The organism is Parabacteroides chongii (assembly GCF_029581355.1).
Taxonomy (GTDB): Bacteria; Bacteroidota; Bacteroidia; order Bacteroidales; family Tannerellaceae; genus Parabacteroides; species Parabacteroides chongii.
Map to the genome: position 1 here is coordinate 2,256,010 of NZ_CP120849.1, position 20,349 is coordinate 2,276,358.

The following is a 20,349-nucleotide window of genomic DNA, read 5'->3' on the forward strand; positions in this document are numbered from 1 at the left end:
AATTACTCAAGTTTTAAGCCTTCGATTTTCATTTCTACCCAATCTCCGTAACAGTCAACAGAACCATAACCATAACAAATGACTCCATTCCCACCTTCACCGGCAGCTAATGCTTCGATATTTTCTAAAGCTAAAGAAGACAATTCGTTCTTTTGATTGTTCCAAAAATAAATGCCAGCAACCAGGCAAAGAAAAAATCCTACTAATTTTAATCTGTTTTTCATATTCGTTTTTTTTGTTGCGGCAAATATAGGGAGGCTTTTTAGGATAAACTCCTATATTTCTCTTATATTCTTCTTATATTTTCCTTATATAAGGCATTTTTCTTATTTTTGACAGAAAAAAATCACGAAAATGAAAAATCGTTTGTTGTATTGGTTAATTGGGATTTGGGCGATTTTACTTATAGTCATAGTTGGAGGGTATGGATATTCTTGTATTTCTCAAAGTAAGATGGCTGAAATTTGGAAACAAGCTTTGCAGGAAGATTGTGAGAATAGAATGAGAGAAGTCAATGCAATTAAGATACATAAATTTTCTTCCGATACCCTTTCTGATGTTAAAATAAAGACAGAAAGGCAGACTTTGCAGATAAGAAAGAAGGGGTCTGAATCTTTGAATACCGAAGAAAAGAATTTTATTGCCGATCAAAGTTACTTGTCGATAAAAAATCCTGTAATAATAGAGAAGTTAGACAGCCTTTTCCGAATGCGTTTGGAAGAGAACGGCTTTCTTTTTGAAACAGCCGTGTTGTTTCGCAATGAAACGACGGGGCAAAATAGTTTGTATAGTCGGGCAAATGAAGAATCTCTACATTCGTATTTACGGCTGCCATGTAAAATTAATTTTCAAGGAACTCTTTTCTTGGTTGGGTATGTGAAGGGAAGTTGGTTGGAAAATTGGTTGTGGGGAAGTGTTTATTACATTGTTCTTTCTTTGCTGTTTGTGGTATTGGGAGGAGTATTGTCTTTAGTTCTATGGAAAAGAAGAAAAAAAAATGTGCCAGATAAACTAATTGAACAGAAGGATGTGAAATCGATAGATAAGGATACGCAACCAACCTCAACACTCAATGAACAATCAATTGGTCATGTTATTACTTTAGATGAGAAGAAAAATGTTGTGGTGTTTGATGATAAGGAAATCCAACTCACTCCGAAAGTATTCGGCTTGTTTTATCAGTTGTCACAGGGTAAAGGTTATTTTCAATCATATGAGTTTTTACTAAAAAAACTTTGGGTAGAAGAAGAGAATACAGATAAAAAGAATCTGGAACAACTTGTGAATCGTTTGCGAAAAGACTTGAAAGATATTTCTTGTCTGAACATTGATACCGTACGGGGGAGCGGTTATCAGATTACAGCAGAAAATGATCTGAAAATCGTTTTAATTGTCCCCTGACACCACCGAACATGGTACTCCATGCAGTCTTTATATTCACCCTTCAATAAATGCGGCCTATACTCCTTAGGGGGATTTTTTTCACTTACTCAGCTCCTCCATTAAGCTTTCTACGCTGTCAAACGTTTCTTTATTCTTGCCGTGCGTGCTTCTTTTATAGCTGCAATCGCTTCCACATTCGGCTCGGTATACATCGCGTCCATCAAAGTGCTTTCCACGAAATTATTCAGACTTCTGTTTGCTTTTTTTGCCTGTTTCTGTAAAATTTGCAATAAATATATTGTATACCATAAAAAACTTCTCTTGCATTTATTTTGCCATACCTGGAATGAGGAGCTATGCCCACCGGATTTTACCGGTATGCGGATAGACCGATTTCCAGATAAACCAGGGTTTCCCCACATGGGGACAAAATCAATCGTGACGGGCATTCCGAGTGCGGACATCATGTGTGCGTTGAATTGTGTCTGTATGTCGCAAGTAGCCCTTTTTATCCGTTCATAGCTGGCTATGTTGCATATAGGCATGGAGGCGGCATAACCGACGCTGTTCATGATTGAATCATATGTAAAATGTAGGGAATCCGTAATCACCCTGAAATCTTTTCCTGCATGACTGAATATCCCATGATGGCGATTGTAAAAAATTTCGCGGTTATTGTCCGGACAAAACTTGTCGCTGAAGCGATAGGGCAATATATGCTTGCAGAACACCTCAAACGGAGCATCTTTAGAATAAGCATTCTCTTTCCATGCCTTGAAAGCCAAATCAATTTCTTTGATCAGCCAGTCGGCCTTGATAGTTTGTATATCTGGCTTGTCTGGATATTTATTAAAGTTGATTTTCAGACTTTCCTCATTCCATAGATTTTTGATCTCACTTCTCCATCCATCCGGCCGCTTCCAGTTATATTTCTCGGATATGGCCATATGTTTGTCGTATACCGGCTGTAGGATTGGGATAATGGCAGGGCTGTATCCTGCATGTCCCGGCATATTCATAATCAGGAATCGGGCGGCTGCTAGTTTTAATGAATCATCGGTATAATGTGAGAGTACTTTTTCTAGCTCCTCTCGGTTTTCTCCTGCAAATGTCAAGGCTTGCTCCAGACATTGTTTGTCCGGAGAGGCGCAGGCTATTAGGAAAGTGGCTAATAGCAGGGTGATTCTTGATATGAATATTTTTCGCATGATTAATAATATCTTTGACTTTAAGAGAATAGGCAGGCTTCTTTTGTGCTTTGAACGTGTCCTTCCTGTTTGTTTCTCCTTTTTACTTATTTTATGTATAGCAACAATAAGACCGGATTCATTTCCAAGATTTCTGTTTCATTTTTTCCTGCAATTATTTTTTCTATTTGCTTCCTATATTGTTGCTGCAAGTTTTCTTTTTCAAGAATCTCCAAAATATCAGTCCCTGAAAAAGATGTAAGTAATATGTCTGAGGAATTATTATCAATAAACAATTTTCGGCCAAAAGGAATTTTACCTTTACCATCCCAAAATGTTTTTTTTGAAATTAATATAGATTCATTATTCTGTTTAGAAAAAATAGTATGAAAACCCTCTTCTGTATTTTTCCATCCGGTAAAAATACGATTCCCTTTTTCTTGAAAATTAATGCATATATTGTAATCTTTTTTCTCGGTGTATGTCTTACCTGCATACTCTTTACGTCTATCATTATCTATTTTGAAGGATAAATACTCAGTGAGTTTTCCTTCATGCAAATGAAATATCTTCTGATTAACTATATCCAATATGCTTATAGATTCTTTCGCATTTGCCTGAAGATTTGAATTGTCATAATTATGTACAATTGGATATAATGTTTCATAAGCAAAATAACTACGGACGAATACACCATTTGAGTCAATTTCCCACAAGCCGGAAGCTTGCTCTCCTACTTGTTCAGAAGTTAAATTGTAAGTATAGCATAAGAAATTACCATTGGGGAGATTGATGATATTTCTAATTAAAGCATTATTTGAAATTTCTGTAGTAGCTTTCAGAAATTTCCCATCAATAGAATAGTAAACAAGTTTATGTCCCATAGAGTCATATACAATAATCCTTTTTTCTTCATCTACCATTACGGTATGTAACACTGTATACTCTTCCGGTCCCTTTCCTTGCTTATCTATTTTATACAAGTATTCTCCGCTTTTGTCGAAGAATAAAATTCGCATCTCTTCACCATCAACAACCAGAATCTTATCATCTACGAAAAAAACTTTTGTTAAATGGTTTATTAAATTCTCATCCTTAGTGTCTAATGGTATATACTTAACAGAATCTACATAGTCAGTAAGAGATATGGGTTGTGCATTCTGTTTTTCAATAGGAATTATAATAGGTGTATTTTGGACAGAATTTGAAGTGTTATTTTCATTTTTACATCCTGAAAATAAAAGTAGCATACCCAAAATAAAAAGAATATTTGTCTTCATATTTAATTGTTTTTTATCATGAAAAATCTCTTTGTTTATATAAAACAAAGAGATTTTTGTCTTGGAAGTGAATCTTATTTAATCTGAATGTAGCCTATTATCCCATAATTACATGCATTGGAAGAAGAGGATGGTACACAACAATCTATTGTTATACCATTAATTGTTTTTTCCCCTTTTTCGTATCCACTATACCATTCGTCGGATTCTCCTCTAGCAAGAGCTTCCGCATTCGCTAATGCTAAATCTGACAAATCCACTTTATTTTTGCTCTGGTTGAAATTCCAGCCGGCTGTAAGAGCCATAGCAGCGATAAGAGCTGCCCCAAAGATCTTTTTATTCATGATCTTAGTATCTTATTAAGTTTAAATTCTATTTATTTTCTATCTTTGCCTACTCTATTCAGATTAGGTAGTCGAATGGAGTTACCCATTCTGTTTGTCGGTTATATTACCATCATACACCTCCTTTTCGGGGTCTCCGGGAGTTTGCTTGTACATTCTTGTCGGGATGCAGCAAACTCCCTTTCGTCCGATCACCGAACATTCCCCTTTATCTTTACTTTGACAGGTTGATTGTTCATACTGTTATATTTGATCGTTATGACTTCATCGAAGAAACCTGTATCTTTCGGTGTCATCTTAATCCCTACTCGGAGGCTTTCTCCAGGTTTCGCAGGGCGTTTATCATACGCTGCAGCTGTACATCCACAGGTTGTACTTACGTCTACTATCACGAGAGGGTTATCTCCACTGTTTTTAATTTCGATGCTTGTTTCTTTTGTTTCTGACTTATCAAAAGTTCCGAAGTTGATATCCGTCTTTGTGGCTTCGGCAGTTGTTTTGGGTATATTTTTGTTTGGGTTGTCTAGACAAGATGTTTAAGAACGACTGACTATAGTTGCATCATTACAATATGATATTCAGGCTCATTAGTTATACCATATAGTCTATCAGTTTTAGGATCAATGGTAAATGAAAAAATGGGAGTATCTAAATTGTAAATGCGGATTGGATTTCCATCCCAATCAAAAACAAATAGAAAATCATTGTTAAAGTCATAATTGTCAGGATCGTATATTTTTCCTGAATATAAAACATAGATTTCATTTTTATATGCAATTGGAGAAAAGTAACCGTCTTTAGACTTCCCCTTCTCAAAGCCTATAGTTTGTTCATTGCCATTGTTGTGAATTATGATTGAAGGAAAGAATCCTTCAGGACCTTGTTTACGGGTAATAAGATTTCCTTTCATATCATAAATTTCTATTAAATCGGTATAATTATATGCAACGAATATTTTATCCTTCTCTTCATTTGCTACTATACTACATTCATATCCTGCCATTTTTTGAATGGTGTTTAACTCGTGATTTTTAATAATGGGGTATTCCCCTTTAGTTTCAATGAATTCTCCATTTAGATTAAAGAATGACAATCTTTGGTGTTCTGGGGAATGTATAGTTGTAACTATTGTACCGTTTTTTAAGAGTTGTATGTTACTGACGAAATCCTTGAAATTAATTGTTTTTTTTAATACAGGTGATTGATTGTGGCAAAAATCAAATTTGTTATATATAGCAAGCTTTTGTTTTCCTCTATCTAAAATACAGACATCAGAGTCTTGAACAATTACATGTTTAGGAGCAATCATTTCATCTGGCCCATTTCCAAAAGAAATATATTCTCCGGTTTTTTCAAGAGTATTTAAGTTATATCTGTCTATAAATAAATTAGTTCGCATATTGATTAATACTAAAAATGAATCTATCGTATATATATGTACAGGTCTCTTTACAGGTTCTTCAAATACAACAGGTCTCCCTTCCAATGTCTTTGTTTGTTTAAAACTTTGGAGGGTGAAAGATTGTGAGTGTTCATATTCTTTACTTGAATTGCATGCAGAAAATACACTTGTTATAATAATGATGTATTGTATAAATATATATTTGTTCATCTTTTTCTATTTTTTTGATGTTGTAGTATAAATAATAGTGATGTATCTTTTTATTTCAGAAAAAGGTTTTTTTGAATGATCGAATTGAATAAATAACGAATCATTTTTTGTGTATTTACGCATTATCTTTTCCATATTGTTATTAATATCATCCTCGTATAAAAATATTATTGGAGTGTTTTTGCTATTGTTGAGTATTTTATGATTGAAAGGTATGCTTTTAAATTTGTGATCTTTATTCACATTTCTATACCTGAAACGAACTAAACTTGGTAGCATTGTATAGATTGTTAATTTCTCACAATTAGCTGTGTCTGCTATTATTTCTGCAGAAAAATAGTCATTACTTGAATAAGTAGATCTTTCTAGTAAATTGTCGTCATTTTCAATTTTTTCATTGTCTATGTATTCTTCCATATATATTGAAACTGTTGTTTCAGAAGTAAATTTGTTACTTTTTATTTTATTTATTTTGAGTTGAGGTGAAGGTAAATAGGAGGCTGTCTCGCTTTTTGAAACAGTTTTAGATGTAAAAACCTTATTGCCACTTTTTTTGAAAAAGCTTATCGAGTCTACATAATTCTGTGACAAGATTGATTGTGAAAATGAAGTAATCAATATGGTTATAATAATTAATGTATCTTTCATTTTTATAAATTATAATGTAGGACAAAATGTATCAAAAAATAATATTACTGAGACACATATTTTGCCCTACAATGTTAATGTTTTATATACGAGCTCTAAAATAAAAACATATTTTACTAAGAGATCCATTGGTGTATACAAGGCAGTCAGAAATAGAACTAGCGGTACAATGCGGAATACAATCAAATGCTCCTTCACCTAGTGCTAAAGCTTCTACATTAGCTAATGCTAGATCTGACAAATCCACTTCATTTTGACTTTGGCTAAAATTCCAGCCAGCTGTAGTTACTACGGCTGCGATAGCTATAATACCCAAAAACTTTTTCATACTTGTATTATTTTAATTGTTTATATGTTTTTCTGTTCGCTGTGGCAGGAAAAGAAAATTGTTGTCAGTAATAATATGTACAGATTTAATTGTCTCATAAATATGTATCTCTCTTTATTCTGAACAAATATTGTTATTTCCTGCTTTATATTTTTAAAGATAAAACTTGTAATTCGGAATTTAATGAAATATCTTGTCCTATCGCATATATATGTCTTGATTCTTCATCGACACACAGAGTAAGTAAATTATAGTCTGTCTGATATGTTCTAATATATTCACCGTTCCAATTGAAAACCATTATTTTATTGTATCTGTTTTCGGGGTTACTACCATTCATGTTACTATCTATTTTGATTGCATAAATAAAGTAATCCGTTGCATATACATCAACAAAACCATGCAATTCATTAGGTTTGGCTTCATAAAGAGGATGAATGGAATTACGTTTGATGGAGTCGGACAAATGGAAAATTTCCAGGATGCCTCCATATATTTCGCTTGTGACAAAGCGACTTAAATCAGGCGAAAGCGTGATATGCTGTGAAGTCCTGTAATTTAAATAAACATCTTCCGGACGCCTTGTCTCATTTTTTATGACAGGAAATCCTGAATAAATAGACTTTATATTTAAAGAGTCAGCTACAGCATAACGTTGTGTCTCGTTTTGATCAGAGTGTTTATCACCCAAAGACAATAAATATCCTCTATGTAAAGGAAGAGCAAGGTCTATATTTGTGAAATGTGATTCAAAGTTTGTTGTTTTAATGGAAAAAGAAGAATTAGCAATAGAATTGATACTAGTGCCAAAAAGTTTTTTCTTATTATAATCAAACCAATATAGATTACCTCCTTTATCTATATGAATTTGGTCGGCCATATCGGTTATTTCATTGGGACCGTTACCTTTGATTGCTAAATTTGTAATAACTTCTCCAGTGTTTTTATTTAAAATGTGCAAATATTTATTGTCTGTAAATGTTCTAACGATCAAATAGTCTCCGTATATATCGATGTCTCTAGCCATAATCATCATCAATGAAGAATTAATGACCTGAGATGAGATATTACTAACTATCTCTTTCTTTATAGGCGTAAATATCAACTCTTTTTCTTGTTTGGTAACACAGGAATATTGAATAAATAGTAAAATAAGAAATAGATTAATTTTCATGATATTTATTTTTTAGAAGGGGTATCAATTTGGTATCCCCCACCCTTTTTTTATTGGATTAATTATTACCTTTTAGTGTACCTCCGCAAGAACAGTTTCCTTTCACATTTGAAGCAGGGCCTGGGGCTTCTTTAGTTTCATAAACTTTTCCACAGCGCGAACAGGTTGCTTTACATATAACAGGAGTCATGTTTCCGCATTCAGCAGTAGCTTCACTTCTAGCCAATGCTTCCACGTTAGCCATAGCCAAATCCGAAAGTTGTGTTTCATTTTTGCTCTGGTTGAAATTCTAGCCGGCTGTAACTGCCATAGCTGAGATAAGAGCTACCCCAAAGATATTTTTCTTCATGATCTTAGTATTTTGTTCTGTTATAAATCAGTAAATTTCCTATCTTTACTTACTATTTTTCAGTTCAGATAGTTGAATTAAGCTCTTCATTCATCTTGATTTAGAATTAATATAAATAGAATTTGTTTCATTATAGTTTAAATTAGTAATAGAATGCTGCTTTAATAGCAGTAAGGCATATAGTACAAATGTATGTAAAATATTTATATCTTTTATGGGAATAGCTTGTTATTCTTTCTTTTTGTCTATTTCTCCTCATATACCTCTCAAGAAGAATAGGGAATTGTATAACTTTTAATACGTAGAGTCTTTCATTTGATGCCATCGAACGAAAAGAACACATATATCAAAAGAATAAAGCATATATGTGTTTTATTCGTTTGATATTTGTCAAACGCAAAGGTGAAAGTAAAAATGCTCCGGTGCGGCTACTTATTTTTGATGATCGTATAGAGATTATTAGTCCAGGGTGGCTTAAACACTTCAGAGTCTTTGTTCTATTAATAATTAAGTCCGAATTGCCATAAGGGGATTATATTCATATAGCCTTGTTCTATATCATCTTTTACGACAAAACCATTTTTTATACCTTGCAGCTGTTTTTGCTTTTTGTTTTTTCCACCTACTTCGAAGGTGTAGTCCGCTATTTGAAAGTCGGAAATAGTGGAGGTAATAACATCTTGTTCCACACGCATTTGATTGAGGAAAAATGTTTCCCGGATGTTTCCGATGTCTGCTGTTTCCTGCCCCAGGCAGTACATGAGAATAGAATTGTCCAAATAGACTTTGTCGACTTTTCCAAGTCCCCTGATGCCACCGGTATCATCACGTAATTGTGCGATTAATCCGGCCTCTTCTAAATAAAGAAAGTAATCGGACAGACTGTTTCGACTCACTCCCAGCATAGTTGCAATGCTGCTCATATTAGGCTTGAACGGCACACTACGGGCTATGATGGTGAGCAATTGCTTTAATTTTCGTGCTGTCGACACACTCATTTCGGAATATTGTGGAATATCAACTTCCAACGTTTTATTTATTACCTGTTGCAAACGTATATAAAACTGGTCTTCCTGGGAAAATGGATAATATCCCTCTTTCAGATAGGATTGGAAATAGGCATAAGGACGAAATTTATTAGAGATATCGATGGAATGTAGTAGGTATGGAACGTAACATTGCATCGAAACTTGTTTGTAACTTGTCCATGATTCTTTATGTATTTCTGCAAATATTTAAGATAGCCCCATGGGGGTTATTCCATCAGCTACCATTTCCAGACAGGGAATACTATCACAAAAAACGGGATTTATTTGTAAAGTCATTTAAATTTACTTTTCTTTGTTGCGAGGAGAGTTTGGTATAATGGGGATATTTACAGACGAAAAATTATTGTTGCAGGCTATTAAGAACGGGGACAATCAAGCTTTCGAGTTCCTGTTCAAAAGCTATTATCCCCGGTTGAGAGGATATGCCTCACGATTTTTGCATGACGAGGAAGCCGTACGTGATATTATACAGGAGAGTTTTCTGAAATTCTGGGAGAGACGGCATTTGATCGAAGCTATTTCTTTATCGTCCCTCTTGTTTGCTATGGTGCGCAATGCGTGCATGAATTACCTGAAACATATACAACTGGTCGAACAGCAGCCTTTGGATTATTTGCAGGAAATGCCGGGCAGAGAAGAACTTTATTGCTGGGACTTTGGACTGGACCCGGAACATGCCCTGCTCTATAAAGAACTCCAGCAGGAAGTCGACACTGTTATTAACAACTTACCGGAACGCTGTCGTGAAGTGTTTGTCATGAGTCGTTTCAAAAGGATGAAAAACCGTGAAATAGCCGAAGCTTTACAAATATCCACAACTGCAGTGGAAAAACATATTTCGAAGGCTTTGAAGCAATTTGCCGATTATTTCAAAGATAGATATTCGCTCGACATATATATTGCGATCCTTGCCTGGATTTTAAAATAAAAATGATATTCGGTATAGATCTTGCTCCCAAAGTATTATACAGTACTTACGGGGACAAGATTTTTTTTGTAGAAAGTTTACTCCTTGAGGTTGGGTAAAAATAAAATGAGTTGTTATATCCTTTAGAAACTATTTTATGGACAAGTCAGACATTTATTATCGGGAATTGGCAATCCGTTATTTCAACGGTTGTATTTCACTGGCAGAGGAAGAACTCCTTTTTCAGTTTGTCAAAGCTGCATCTGAAAATGAGAAACTGTTCCGTCAGTGGGAACAGGAGTGGACTGTTTCAACCAGGTTGATACCCGAAGTCGATAATGAATGGAGAAAGCTGCAGGGCAGAATGTCTGTCCGTTATACTTCGGATGACCGGCAGGTCTCTGTTTCCGGACGCAGACATTTATCCTGGTATGTTGCAGCAGCTGTTATTGCCGTATTATTGCTGGGTAGCGGAATATATGGCGTACAACAATATGTCTATACAAGAATGTCCGAAAATATTTTTGCATTGAAGACCGGAATGGGAGAGAAAAGCCGCCTGGTGCTTGCCGACGGGACAACCGTTTATCTGAATGCCGGTTCGTCTTTGCAATATTCCGGAAATTTTAATACAAAAAACAGGGAGGTAACCTTATTGGGAGAAGCCTATTTTGAAGTGACGCAGCAGCCGGGAAATATCCCTTTTACTGTAAAGACCGATCAGTATAATATTGTCGTAAAAGGGACCAAATTCAATGTTTCCTCTTATAATGAAGATGAGTTATCTACAACCGCTCTTTTAGAAGGTTCCATCGATATATTGTACAAGGGCAAACACTTCCCGGTTGTCCCGGGGGAATTAGTGAGGCTGAATAAGCAGAACGGGGAACTATCCAGGGAAAAAGGGCAGACGGCCCAATACACTTCATGGATTGAAGGACGTGTAGAATATGATAAAATCACATTGAGTGAACTGGCTGTCCGCTTGTCAAGGAAATATGATGTTTCCATTACGCTGGATGACAGTCTGAATAAGGATGTCGCTTTCCGTGTCTCCCTGAGGAATGAAGAGACGATAGGCGATATCCTGCAAGCCCTCTCCAGGATCATACCGATACGGTATGAACGCTCAGGAAGGGATATTTACATTCGAAAACAATAGCGCAATTGTTAATATTGTTAAATCTAATCGTAAATTGAATTTGTATGACTTACAAGAAACATGTTGGAAGGTCATTGATCATGGCGTTATTACTGTCCGGCTCATTGACCATGGATGCACAAAAAGTAACTTATCAATTTAAGGAGACTTCTTTAAAGACAGCTTTAAAGGAAGTGGAAAAACAACTGCAGTATTCTATTATTTATAAGAAAGATGTGGTTAATGAAGATAAGTTGATCACGAAGAATTTTGAGGATGCTTCTGTCGAGGAAGTGTTGGCTTCTATTCTAGGGGAAGATCTGACCTGGTCTATTCAGGGGAAAATGATCGTTATCTCTAAAAAAGAAACCGGTCAGAATACGAAGGTACAACAGCAGAAACAGAAAAGGATATCAGGCGTTATCAAAGATGCGGCAGGTGAACCGATCATCGGTGCCAATGTGGTCGAAAAGGGGACGACAAACGGAACTGTAACCGATATGGATGGAAAATTCACTCTGGACGTACAGGATAAAGGCGTTTTGCAGGTGTCTTATATCGGTTATCTGACACAAGAACTTTCCGTGAGCGGCAAGAGCTCTTTTAATGTGATCATGGTCGATGATTCACAAAACCTGAGTGAGGTCGTAGTCGTAGGTTACGGAACACAAAAAAAAGTCAACCTGACGGGGGCTGTCAGCACTGTAAAGTCGGAAATGCTGGAAAACCGCACGACTTCCAACCCTGTTAATATGCTGACGGGACAAATTGCCGGTGTTACGATCGTACAAAATACAGGGCAACCGGGTGCCGATGCCGGAAATCTGCGTGTCAGAGGTATCGGAACGCTGGGAAATGCCGAAGCGATGGTAGTCATAGACGGTGTCGAGTCTTCTATGGCGAATGTCGATCCGAATGACATCGAGAGTATCTCTGTGCTGAAGGATGCTGCTGCATCTTCTATTTATGGGGTACGTGCAGCCAACGGTGTTATTTTGATTACAACCAAAAGAGGGGCTGTCGGTAAACCTGTTGTCTCCTATAATGGCTATATCGGCTGGCAGGCTGCATGCCGTCTTCCGAACTACCTGGATTCTTACAATTATGCCACATTGCTCAACGAAGCATACCGAAACGATGGTTCGAATGCTCCGTTCCAGGATACGGACCTGGAAAAGATACGCCTGGGAAACGATCCGGATCATTTCGCCAACAGCAACCAGGTGAATGCCTTATTGAGTGAGAGCGGTTTGTTCCATAACCATCATCTGAGTGTGATCGGAGGGAATGAAGGCATCCGCTATTCTTTGACTGCCGGTTTCCATAAGAAGGACGGTTTGATCCCGAATGTCTCTTATAACCGTTTTAATATCCGTTCCAATGTAGATGCCAAGATCAACAACCGGCTGGATGTGGCTCTGAATATATCGGCTTCACGCGATGACCGCATGGCACCGGCTACATCGACTGTGAATGATCCGGATACAGACATGTATTATATCATGTATCATGCATTCCGTGAAACTCCTGTTACTCCTATTCAGTTCAGTAATGGAAATTACGGTTTGTTCCTGAATGAACATAACTCGGTGGCGGAAGCTCGTAACAGTGGAGTTTCTCATGTTTACAACAATAACTTCCAGGGAAATGCCTCTTTTGTCTATAAGATTATGGACGGTTTGAATTTGCGAGGTAATGCCGCTGCCACTTATTACTTGAAGGATACGCATGTTTTTCAGAAAAAGATGAATTTCTATACGGCTGATTCTGAAGATCCGATTAAGTCGAGCCGTAGCCAGGTGAAGAATATAGACAAGAAGTCGTTGGAACTGAATTTGCAGGCTTATCTGGATTATGATAAGACTTTTGGCAAACATGGGGTAAAGGCTTTGCTGGGATATTCACAGATACATAACGAATATAGATTATTGAGTGCTCTGCGTAAAGACCTGCCGACAAATAATATGATCGGTGAGATCAATGCCGGTGATGTGACGACGCAGGAGACTGAAGGTACCAGTGTCGCTTATGCTCTGCGCTCGGTTTTCGGCCGTGTGAATTATGATTTTGACAGCCGCTATTTGTTTGAAGCGAACGTACGTTACGACGGTTCTTCCCGCTTTCCTAAAAATAATCGTTTTGGTGTATTCCCATCCTTCTCTGTAGGCTGGCGTCTGTCGGAAGAGAGTTTCTTCAATGCCGACTGGGTAGATAATCTGAAAGTCAGAGCTTCGTGGGGGCAGTTGGGTAACCAGGAGATAGATGATTATTCATTCTATAACACATATGCTTTCGGCTATGACTATAGTTTCGGAAACGCTCTTTACTCCGGTATTTCTATCAATGATGTAATGGCTAACACGGCTATCACCTGGGAAAAGACCAATCAGACGGATATTGGTATCGATGCCGATTTCTGGGGTGGAAAACTTTCTTTTACCGGTGACTTCTTTATTAAGAATACGAATGCTATTTTGCTGAAATTACCGATTCCTGATATAGTCGGTGTGGATGCTCCGATGCAAAATGCCGGTAAGGTTCGTAATACGGGTGTCGAACTGGCATTTACCCATCGCAACCAGGTGAACGATTTTAAATATTCTACCTCTTTTAATTTCAGCTATATCCATAACGAGATTACGGACCTTAGCGGGGGAGATACACCCGGACGTTCCGTAGGAGACCCTGTAGATAATATTTATGGTTATGTTTGTGATGGTATTTTTAAGTCACAGGAAGAGATCGACAACTCGCCGAAGCAGATTTGGGGAGCACAACCGGGAGATTTGAAATATCGGGATCTGGACGGCAACAAGACGGTTGACCAGAATGACCGTCAGTCTTTGGGCTCTACATTCCCGAAGATCAATTTCGGTCTGCGTTTGAATTTCGAGTATAAGAACTTTGACCTGACAGCTTTATTGCAGGGAGCAGGTATGGTAAAAGGCATTGTAAAAGATGAAATCGGCAAGGCTTTCTATAACGGAGGAAAAGTGACAGACAGTTGGCTGGATCGCTGGACTCCGGAAAATCCGGATGCCACTTATCCTCGTCTGACGATCAGCAGTTCCAGCAGAAATTATATGACATCTTCTTTCTGGGCACAGAATGCTTCTTATCTGAAGCTGAGGAATCTGCAAATCGGTTATACCTTGCCGCAGAATATTCTGACCAATACGGGACTATCTAAACTAAGACTGTATTGCAGCATTGATAACTTATTTACAATCACAGGTTTCGACGGTCTGGATCCGGAAATGATCACGACTAAGACCTATTATCCTCTGACCAGAAACTACTCCTTTGGCGTTAATGTATCATTTTAATAGAAAGTAAGCTTATTATGAAAATCAAACATATATTATTGGCCTCTGTTTTGTTGACAGGCATGCTGACCGGATGTAATAATAATTTCCTGGAAGAAATTCCCCGGGATGAATTATCTGACGCTTCATTCTGGAAGAGTCAGGATGATGTGGAAAAATTCACGACTTCTTTATACAGATATACCCTGGAACCGGGGAATTTCGTGATCATGCTGGACGGCTATACGGATAATGCCGTTCCGGTTCATGTGTATAATGCCCAGGGAGAGATTTCCGCCGGTACGGCAACTTCTTCCAACTCTCATTTTCAACAGGTCTGGCAAACGACTTATCAGGGTATCCGCCGCTGTAATGTGTGCCTGCAGAATATAGACCAGGTTGAAATGGATGAAGCAGACAAGAATGTTTATAAAGGGGAAGTTTATTTCATGCGCGGATATTTCTATGCGACATTGCTCCGTTTGTATGGCGGGGTTCCATTGCTCGAAAAACCGTTGGAACTGAATGAGGCAATTCCGGCCCGTAACACAGAGGAGGAGGTCTATAATTTTGTGATTGCAGATCTGGATAAAGCGGCCTCTTTGCTTCCGGAAAAACAGGCTGAGGTAGGTCGTGCGACGAAAGGGGCGGCTCTGGCTGAAAAGGCGGTCATCAGTAATTTCATGAATAAATATGAGGATGCCGCCAGGTATGCTAAGGCGGTGATGGATATGAATGTCTATTCTCTGTATCCCAACTATGGCGATCTGTTTTCTCCGGATCATGAAAATAACCAGGAGGTGATCTTTGACCACCAGTATATGGAAAATGCCAAAGATTTTGACCTGGGCAGCTGGATCGACCAGTATTTCGCACCCCAGATGATGGGTGGATGGGAAGCGATGTCTCCCGCCAAAGATCTGATCGACTTGTATGAATGTAGGGATGGTAAATCGATCGGGGAGTCGGCGCTTTACGATGAGAATAATCCGTTTGCCAACCGCGATCCCCGCCTGGATTATACGATCCTGTACGACGGCAGCGAGATTGCCGGTAAAACATATAGTTCCGGTGCTGCTTTAGGTAACTCGACCCGTACGGGGTATTCTATCCGGAAATATGTGAATCCGAAAAATGATGGAATGAACTATCCGGGATGGACGAATTTTATCTATATTCGTTATGCTGAAATCCTGTTGATTTATGCCGAAGCTCAGAATGAAGTTTCGGGACCGGATGCCAGTGTATACGAGGCGGTGAACGATGTGCGTGCCCGCGTGGATCTTCCTCCTTTATCGGACAACCTGACTAAGGAACAAATGCGTGAAGCAATCCGTAAAGAGAAACGTGTGGAATTTGCCTTCGAAGGGGTTTATCTCTATGATACACGTCACTGGAAGACGACGGAAGCGGCTGTGACGAAGCCTGTCTACGGTAAGAAAGTAGATGGTGAATATGTATGGGTGGAAACACGTAAATTTGACCCTGAACGGGATTATCTGTGGGCTATTCCGTTGAATGAAATCGACCTGTCCAAAGGTTCTCTGGTTCAGAATCCGGGATGGTAAAATAAAGAATTGAAAGCATATGAATTATCGGTTTATCATTATACTGTTGTTTATTGTGTCTCCGGCCCGAATGCTTCGGGCTCAGGAGATTGTTCCGGCCGATTGTCCCAATCAGACGCAATTGGAGATGCAGAAGCGGGGGTATGGGATGTTCATTCATTTTGGAGTCAATACGTTTGATGAAAAAGAATGGTCGGATGGGACGATCCCTGTGGATAAGTACCGACCGGATTCATTGGACTGTGACCAATGGGTACGTGTGGCACGGGATGCAGGCTTTCGGTATGTCCTTTTGGTTACCAAGCATCATGATGGTTTCTGTCTGTGGGATAGCCGTTATACAACGTATGATGTTGCTTCTTCACCGGTAAAAACAGATGTGGTGAAGGCAGTCTCTGATGCCTGTAAGAAATATGGCTTGCAATTTGCCATTTATTATTCTCTTTGGGATCGTCATGAACCGGTTTATCAGAATGCTGATTTTGGAGAGTATATCGATTATATGTCGAATCAGTTGACGGAACTGCTGACTAACTACGGTCCGGTTTGTGAAGTCTGGTTTGACGGCGGATGGGATAAGAAGCCGGAAGAGTGGCGATTGCCTGAAATCTATTCACTGGTCAAAAGGCTTCAACCCCATTGTGCTGTCGGGGTGAATCACACGATTGTCCTGAAGGAAGGGGAACGGGAGTTTGCGTTGCCCGACTCTATGATCGTCGATAACAAATACACCTTTCAATATTTCCCCGGCGACTTCCGGCTTTGGGATCCGAAGATTGCTCATAAACAGGATAAAAAGCAGTATTTACATGATGGTCGGTCTTATTATCTGCCTTTTGAGCATACGCTTTGTATCAGTAAGGCATGGAACTGGTTCCAGAAAAAAGCACTTTCTCCCGTTCGTGACCTGGATGAACTGGAAGAGTTGTTTTACTGGTGTACGGATAATGATAATACATTGGTGGTAAATGTTCCGCCGGACCAGACCGGTCGTATCAGGGAGCATGAGGCTAACGCGGTGATTGCTTTGGGTAAACGGTTGGGTATTAAAAAAGGGGAACCACTTCCCCGGAACGGCTCTTTTCTGTCTTTACAATCGCCGGCTTTTGCCAGTTCCGTCTATGAGAATAACGAGTTGTTGTATGGGGCGGCATTGGCTACTGACGGAGGTATGCAGACTCGTTGGGCTGCTGCAGATACGACTGCTCTATTGACTATTCCACTGGACAAGGACAAGCCTTTCAATAAGATTGTCATTTTTGAATATTGTGATACTCAGAATGGTGAAGACGGATTTTCCAATTATCGGACTAACCGGATACAATCATACCGGATCGAGATTGAAAAGAATGGGCAGTGGGAGGCTGTATATGTCTCCGACGAACCGATGGGCGATTGTAAAGTCATCCGTTTCCCTTATCCTTACCAGACTTCACAGATACGTCTGAATGTAACCAAGGCGTCGGCTCCTCCTTCCGTATATGAATTTAATGTGATATACAAAGAATAAAACAGGAAGTTCCCTGGGTATAGATAAACAAGTACCCCCCTAAAGTTAAAACCAAAGGGGGGCACTTCTGTTTATCCGTTTATTCGTTATAACCTATTTTGAAGTATTGAAGCATTGTTTTAAATTTATCCTGTGCGGTCAGGCAGGTATCGACAAGATATTCATGTGCTTTATCCCATTCCTGCAGACCACGGTAATAGAACCATTTTAAATCTTCGTCTATGATGAAAGGTACAATGTTATTACTCAGGCATTCTTTAAACATGATCAGGCGTCCTACGCGGCCGTTTCCATCCCTTCCGGAATATTCCAGGTTTTTCCGGTTAGGAAAGCACCGGTTATTTTTCCTGTGGCACAATAATTGCGTACAGTCCTTTCAGGAAGATTCTGTTTTTTCGCAAATTCGCTGACCGAGTAATATTTCATAAGCGTAAATTGCCGTTATCGGCAAGAAGTGTGTGTATTTTATATGCAAATATATCACTTTCTTGCCGATAACGGCAAAATTACCTCAAAAAATCGTGTGTCAGATAACTTCATTCAAGTCCAGATAACCGAATTGTATATCGTCATCCATGCACATAATGATTCGGTTGTTGTCTTCGTCATAACAGAAGCGGACTATTCTGTAACCTGTTTCCAATGTTTTTAGATAATCTCCGTTCAGGTTGAATACAAGAAATTTGGTCGGGTAGTAGGCTTCTGTGCGATGGTCTCCTCCGGAATAGGAAGCAATGATTTTGTCACCGCAAACGTTTACATTCCAGTAATGGCTGATATCTGAACTGTCGGCTGTCCAATCGGGACCGTAAATGTTGCATATCAGATCTCCGTCGAGATTACAGATTGTCATCAGGTCATGCCGGCTATAACATTGCAAATACATATTATGCTCTGTAGATACGGTAGAGGTAAATCGAACTTTCTTTATATCGGGATGTTCATATTTCATTAGTTCTATTTCTCCTGTGGCCATGTTCCATTTGGCTATATAAGGTTTAAAATTGTTTGTACCTATAGGTTTTATTACCCGGCCTATGCATAGAGTATCACTGATATATTGATATGTATCGGGAAACAAACTTGCTTTCATTTCCATTTTAACATCCGGCATATAATTCGGATTGGCTAGAATACTATCCGGATTATAACTGAATATCTTTTGTTTACCATGGTCCGTTACGTAAATTCTGCTGTGTGCCTTGTCATATTCCACATGGCCTACAATTGTTATTTCACCGGGTCCCTGGCCTTTATAAGCGGTACTGGCAAGGTAGTGGAAATCATTTTTGTCAAATAGGTGTATTTGCTGGTTTGGTGATTCATAGTCGGTTATGATCAGGTATTTGTCTGCGATATAGGGCAGGGAGGTTCGACCTATCAGAACATCTTCGATCTCAATCTCCCTGACCTTATCCCGGACATTAACGATGTTATTTCGGCTTTTCTGGTATTTTTCGGTATCAGTTTTTTGGGTGCAACCACAGAATAGTGTGATCAGCAACAGGTAACTTAGTATATTTTTCATACAAATATTGATTTATAGTCTTTGATGTCGTAAATATAGAGATAATTACGAATGAATCGTAGATTTGAGGCTATAAATCTTCCTTTTTAAGAGGAAATACTTGTTTCCAAAGGTATTATTTCTATTTTTGTAATTAAACACCGTAATAATTTATGGAACAGCAAAAAACGGGTCTGCTACAGACGGTAAAAAATAAGATAAATGCATTCCTTCATGATAAAGAGCTGAAAGAGAAACTGTATGTGATCATTTTTGAATCGGATACGCCAAAGGGGAAACTGTTCGATGTCTTTCTGATCGGTTTTATCATTATGAGTGTCCTGGTCGTGATACTGGAGAGTGTGGTGACTTTTTCGGATCATTTCAGGCTGGCGCTTCAGATACTGGAATATGTGTTTACCGGCTTTTTTACTTTTGAGTATCTGGTGCGTATCTATTGCTCGCCGAAACCCAAGAAGTATATTTTCAGTTTTTTCGGTATTGTCGATTTGCTGGCAACCTTGCCGTTATACCTCGGGTTTATATTTACCAGTGCGCGTTATTTGCTGATCATTCGTACTTTTCGCCTGATTCGTGTTTTCCGTGTGTTCAAGCTGTTTAATTTTTTGGAAGAAGGAAATCTGTTGCTGGTCTCCCTGCGGCTGAGCAGCCGTAAAATATTTGTTTTCTTCTTTTTCGTCTTGATCCTGGTGACCTCGATCGGAACGATTATGTTTATGGTGGAGGGGACACAACCGAACACCCAGTTCAATAATATCCCCAATTGCATCTATTGGGCAATCGTTACCATGACAACTGTCGGTTATGGAGATATAACGCCTGTTACACCTGTCGGCCGGTTTATCTCTGCCTGTGTGATGCTGATCGGTTACACGATCATTGCTGTTCCGACGGGAATTGTCTCAGCCACAATGATCAAGGAACACAGGCGGAGAAGTGAACTGAGATGTCCGCATTGTTTCCGGACCGGCCATGAGGAGGAAGCAAAATATTGTAAATATTGCGGAGGGAAACTGGAAGAATAAAATAAAAGGTC

The 20,349-nt window shown here is 38.7% G+C and carries 17 protein-coding genes and 3 pseudogenes; 7 read left to right on the top strand and 13 right to left on the bottom strand.

The window, feature by feature from the left end:
- Nucleotides 1-2: 2 nt before the first annotated feature.
- Nucleotides 3-224 (bottom strand): NVEALA domain-containing protein, encoded by a 222-nt coding sequence (locus tag P3L47_RS08430; RefSeq protein ID WP_277783318.1) that lies wholly within the window; start codon nt 222-224, stop codon nt 3-5.
- 130 nt (nt 225-354) lie between these two features.
- On the opposite strand from P3L47_RS08430, the gene P3L47_RS08435 reads away from it, so the two are divergent.
- Nucleotides 355-1,401: a winged helix-turn-helix domain-containing protein gene (locus P3L47_RS08435; RefSeq protein ID WP_277783319.1), complete on the top strand. Its 1,047-nt coding sequence runs from the start codon at nt 355-357 to the stop codon at nt 1,399-1,401.
- A gap of 110 nt (nt 1,402-1,511) precedes the next feature.
- Here P3L47_RS08435 and P3L47_RS08440 read toward each other — a convergent pair whose 3' ends face one another.
- From P3L47_RS08440 to P3L47_RS08485, 9 genes and pseudogenes are all read right to left on the bottom strand, one after another.
- On the bottom strand, nt 1,512-2,591 hold the full coding sequence (locus P3L47_RS08440; RefSeq protein WP_277783320.1) for a hypothetical protein: 1,080 nt from the start codon (nt 2,589-2,591) through the stop codon (nt 1,512-1,514).
- A gap of 86 nt (nt 2,592-2,677) precedes the next feature.
- Nucleotides 2,678-3,850 (bottom strand): 6-bladed beta-propeller, encoded by a 1,173-nt coding sequence (locus P3L47_RS08445; RefSeq protein ID WP_277783321.1) that lies wholly within the window; start codon nt 3,848-3,850, stop codon nt 2,678-2,680.
- Nucleotides 3,851-3,924: 74 nt separating this feature from the next.
- Nucleotides 3,925-4,194 (bottom strand): NVEALA domain-containing protein, encoded by a 270-nt coding sequence (locus P3L47_RS08450; RefSeq protein WP_277783322.1) that lies wholly within the window; start codon nt 4,192-4,194, stop codon nt 3,925-3,927.
- 191 nt (nt 4,195-4,385) lie between these two features.
- Nucleotides 4,386-4,718: pseudogene (locus tag P3L47_RS08455) on the bottom strand (DUF1573 domain-containing protein); the annotation flags it as partial.
- Nucleotides 4,719-4,744: 26 nt separating this feature from the next.
- Nucleotides 4,745-5,806 carry a BF3164 family lipoprotein gene (locus P3L47_RS08460; protein ID WP_277783323.1) on the bottom strand — a complete coding sequence of 354 codons (1,062 nt, stop codon included), beginning with the start codon at nt 5,804-5,806 and terminating at the stop codon, nt 4,745-4,747.
- Nucleotides 5,807-5,812: 6 nt separating this feature from the next.
- Nucleotides 5,813-6,454 carry a hypothetical protein gene (locus P3L47_RS08465; RefSeq protein WP_277783324.1) on the bottom strand — a complete coding sequence of 214 codons (642 nt, stop codon included), beginning with the start codon at nt 6,452-6,454 and terminating at the stop codon, nt 5,813-5,815.
- A gap of 82 nt (nt 6,455-6,536) precedes the next feature.
- Complete coding sequence (locus P3L47_RS08470) at nt 6,537-6,782, bottom strand: NVEALA domain-containing protein (RefSeq protein ID WP_277783325.1); 246 nt, start codon at nt 6,780-6,782, stop codon at nt 6,537-6,539.
- Nucleotides 6,783-6,927: 145 nt separating this feature from the next.
- Nucleotides 6,928-7,956 (bottom strand): BF3164 family lipoprotein, encoded by a 1,029-nt coding sequence (locus P3L47_RS08475; protein WP_277783326.1) that lies wholly within the window; start codon nt 7,954-7,956, stop codon nt 6,928-6,930.
- Nucleotides 7,957-8,805: 849 nt separating this feature from the next.
- Nucleotides 8,806-9,420: pseudogene (locus P3L47_RS08485) on the bottom strand (DUF4143 domain-containing protein); the annotation flags it as partial.
- Nucleotides 9,421-9,670: 250 nt separating this feature from the next.
- On the opposite strand from P3L47_RS08485, the gene P3L47_RS08490 reads away from it, so the two are divergent.
- From P3L47_RS08490 to P3L47_RS08510, 5 genes are all read left to right on the top strand, one after another.
- Complete coding sequence (locus P3L47_RS08490) at nt 9,671-10,282, top strand: RNA polymerase sigma-70 factor (RefSeq protein ID WP_122363153.1); 612 nt, start codon at nt 9,671-9,673, stop codon at nt 10,280-10,282.
- A gap of 136 nt (nt 10,283-10,418) precedes the next feature.
- Entirely contained in the window at nt 10,419-11,423 is a 1,005-nt protein-coding gene (locus P3L47_RS08495; RefSeq protein WP_277783327.1) for a FecR family protein, read from the top strand.
- Nucleotides 11,424-11,746: 323 nt separating this feature from the next.
- A complete protein-coding gene (locus P3L47_RS08500) occupies nt 11,747-14,728 on the top strand; it encodes a SusC/RagA family TonB-linked outer membrane protein (RefSeq protein ID WP_277783684.1) in 2,982 nt (993 codons plus the stop codon).
- Nucleotides 14,729-14,745: 17 nt separating this feature from the next.
- A complete protein-coding gene (locus tag P3L47_RS08505; protein ID WP_277783328.1) occupies nt 14,746-16,275 on the top strand; it encodes a RagB/SusD family nutrient uptake outer membrane protein in 1,530 nt (509 codons plus the stop codon).
- A gap of 19 nt (nt 16,276-16,294) precedes the next feature.
- Nucleotides 16,295-17,785 carry an alpha-L-fucosidase gene (locus P3L47_RS08510; RefSeq protein ID WP_122363156.1) on the top strand — a complete coding sequence of 497 codons (1,491 nt, stop codon included), beginning with the start codon at nt 16,295-16,297 and terminating at the stop codon, nt 17,783-17,785.
- A 79-nt stretch (nt 17,786-17,864) separates the two neighbouring features.
- Here P3L47_RS08510 and P3L47_RS08515 read toward each other — a convergent pair.
- From P3L47_RS08515 to P3L47_RS08525, 3 genes and pseudogenes are all read right to left on the bottom strand, one after another.
- Nucleotides 17,865-18,083 (bottom strand): annotated as a pseudogene (locus tag P3L47_RS08515) (cell filamentation protein Fic); the annotation flags it as partial.
- A complete protein-coding gene (locus P3L47_RS08520; protein WP_277783738.1) occupies nt 18,062-18,211 on the bottom strand; it encodes a MerR family transcriptional regulator in 150 nt (49 codons plus the stop codon). The gene P3L47_RS08520 and the pseudogene P3L47_RS08515, both read right to left, overlap by 22 nt.
- Nucleotides 18,212-18,311: 100 nt before the next feature.
- Nucleotides 18,312-19,313 (bottom strand): 6-bladed beta-propeller, encoded by a 1,002-nt coding sequence (locus tag P3L47_RS08525; RefSeq protein WP_277783329.1) that lies wholly within the window; start codon nt 19,311-19,313, stop codon nt 18,312-18,314.
- 152 nt (nt 19,314-19,465) lie between these two features.
- Between P3L47_RS08525 and P3L47_RS08530 the strand changes: the two genes are divergently transcribed.
- Nucleotides 19,466-20,338, top strand: a complete 873-nt coding sequence (locus tag P3L47_RS08530; protein WP_277783330.1) for an ion transporter — start codon at nt 19,466-19,468, stop codon at nt 20,336-20,338.
- Nucleotides 20,339-20,349: the final 11 nt, after the last annotated feature.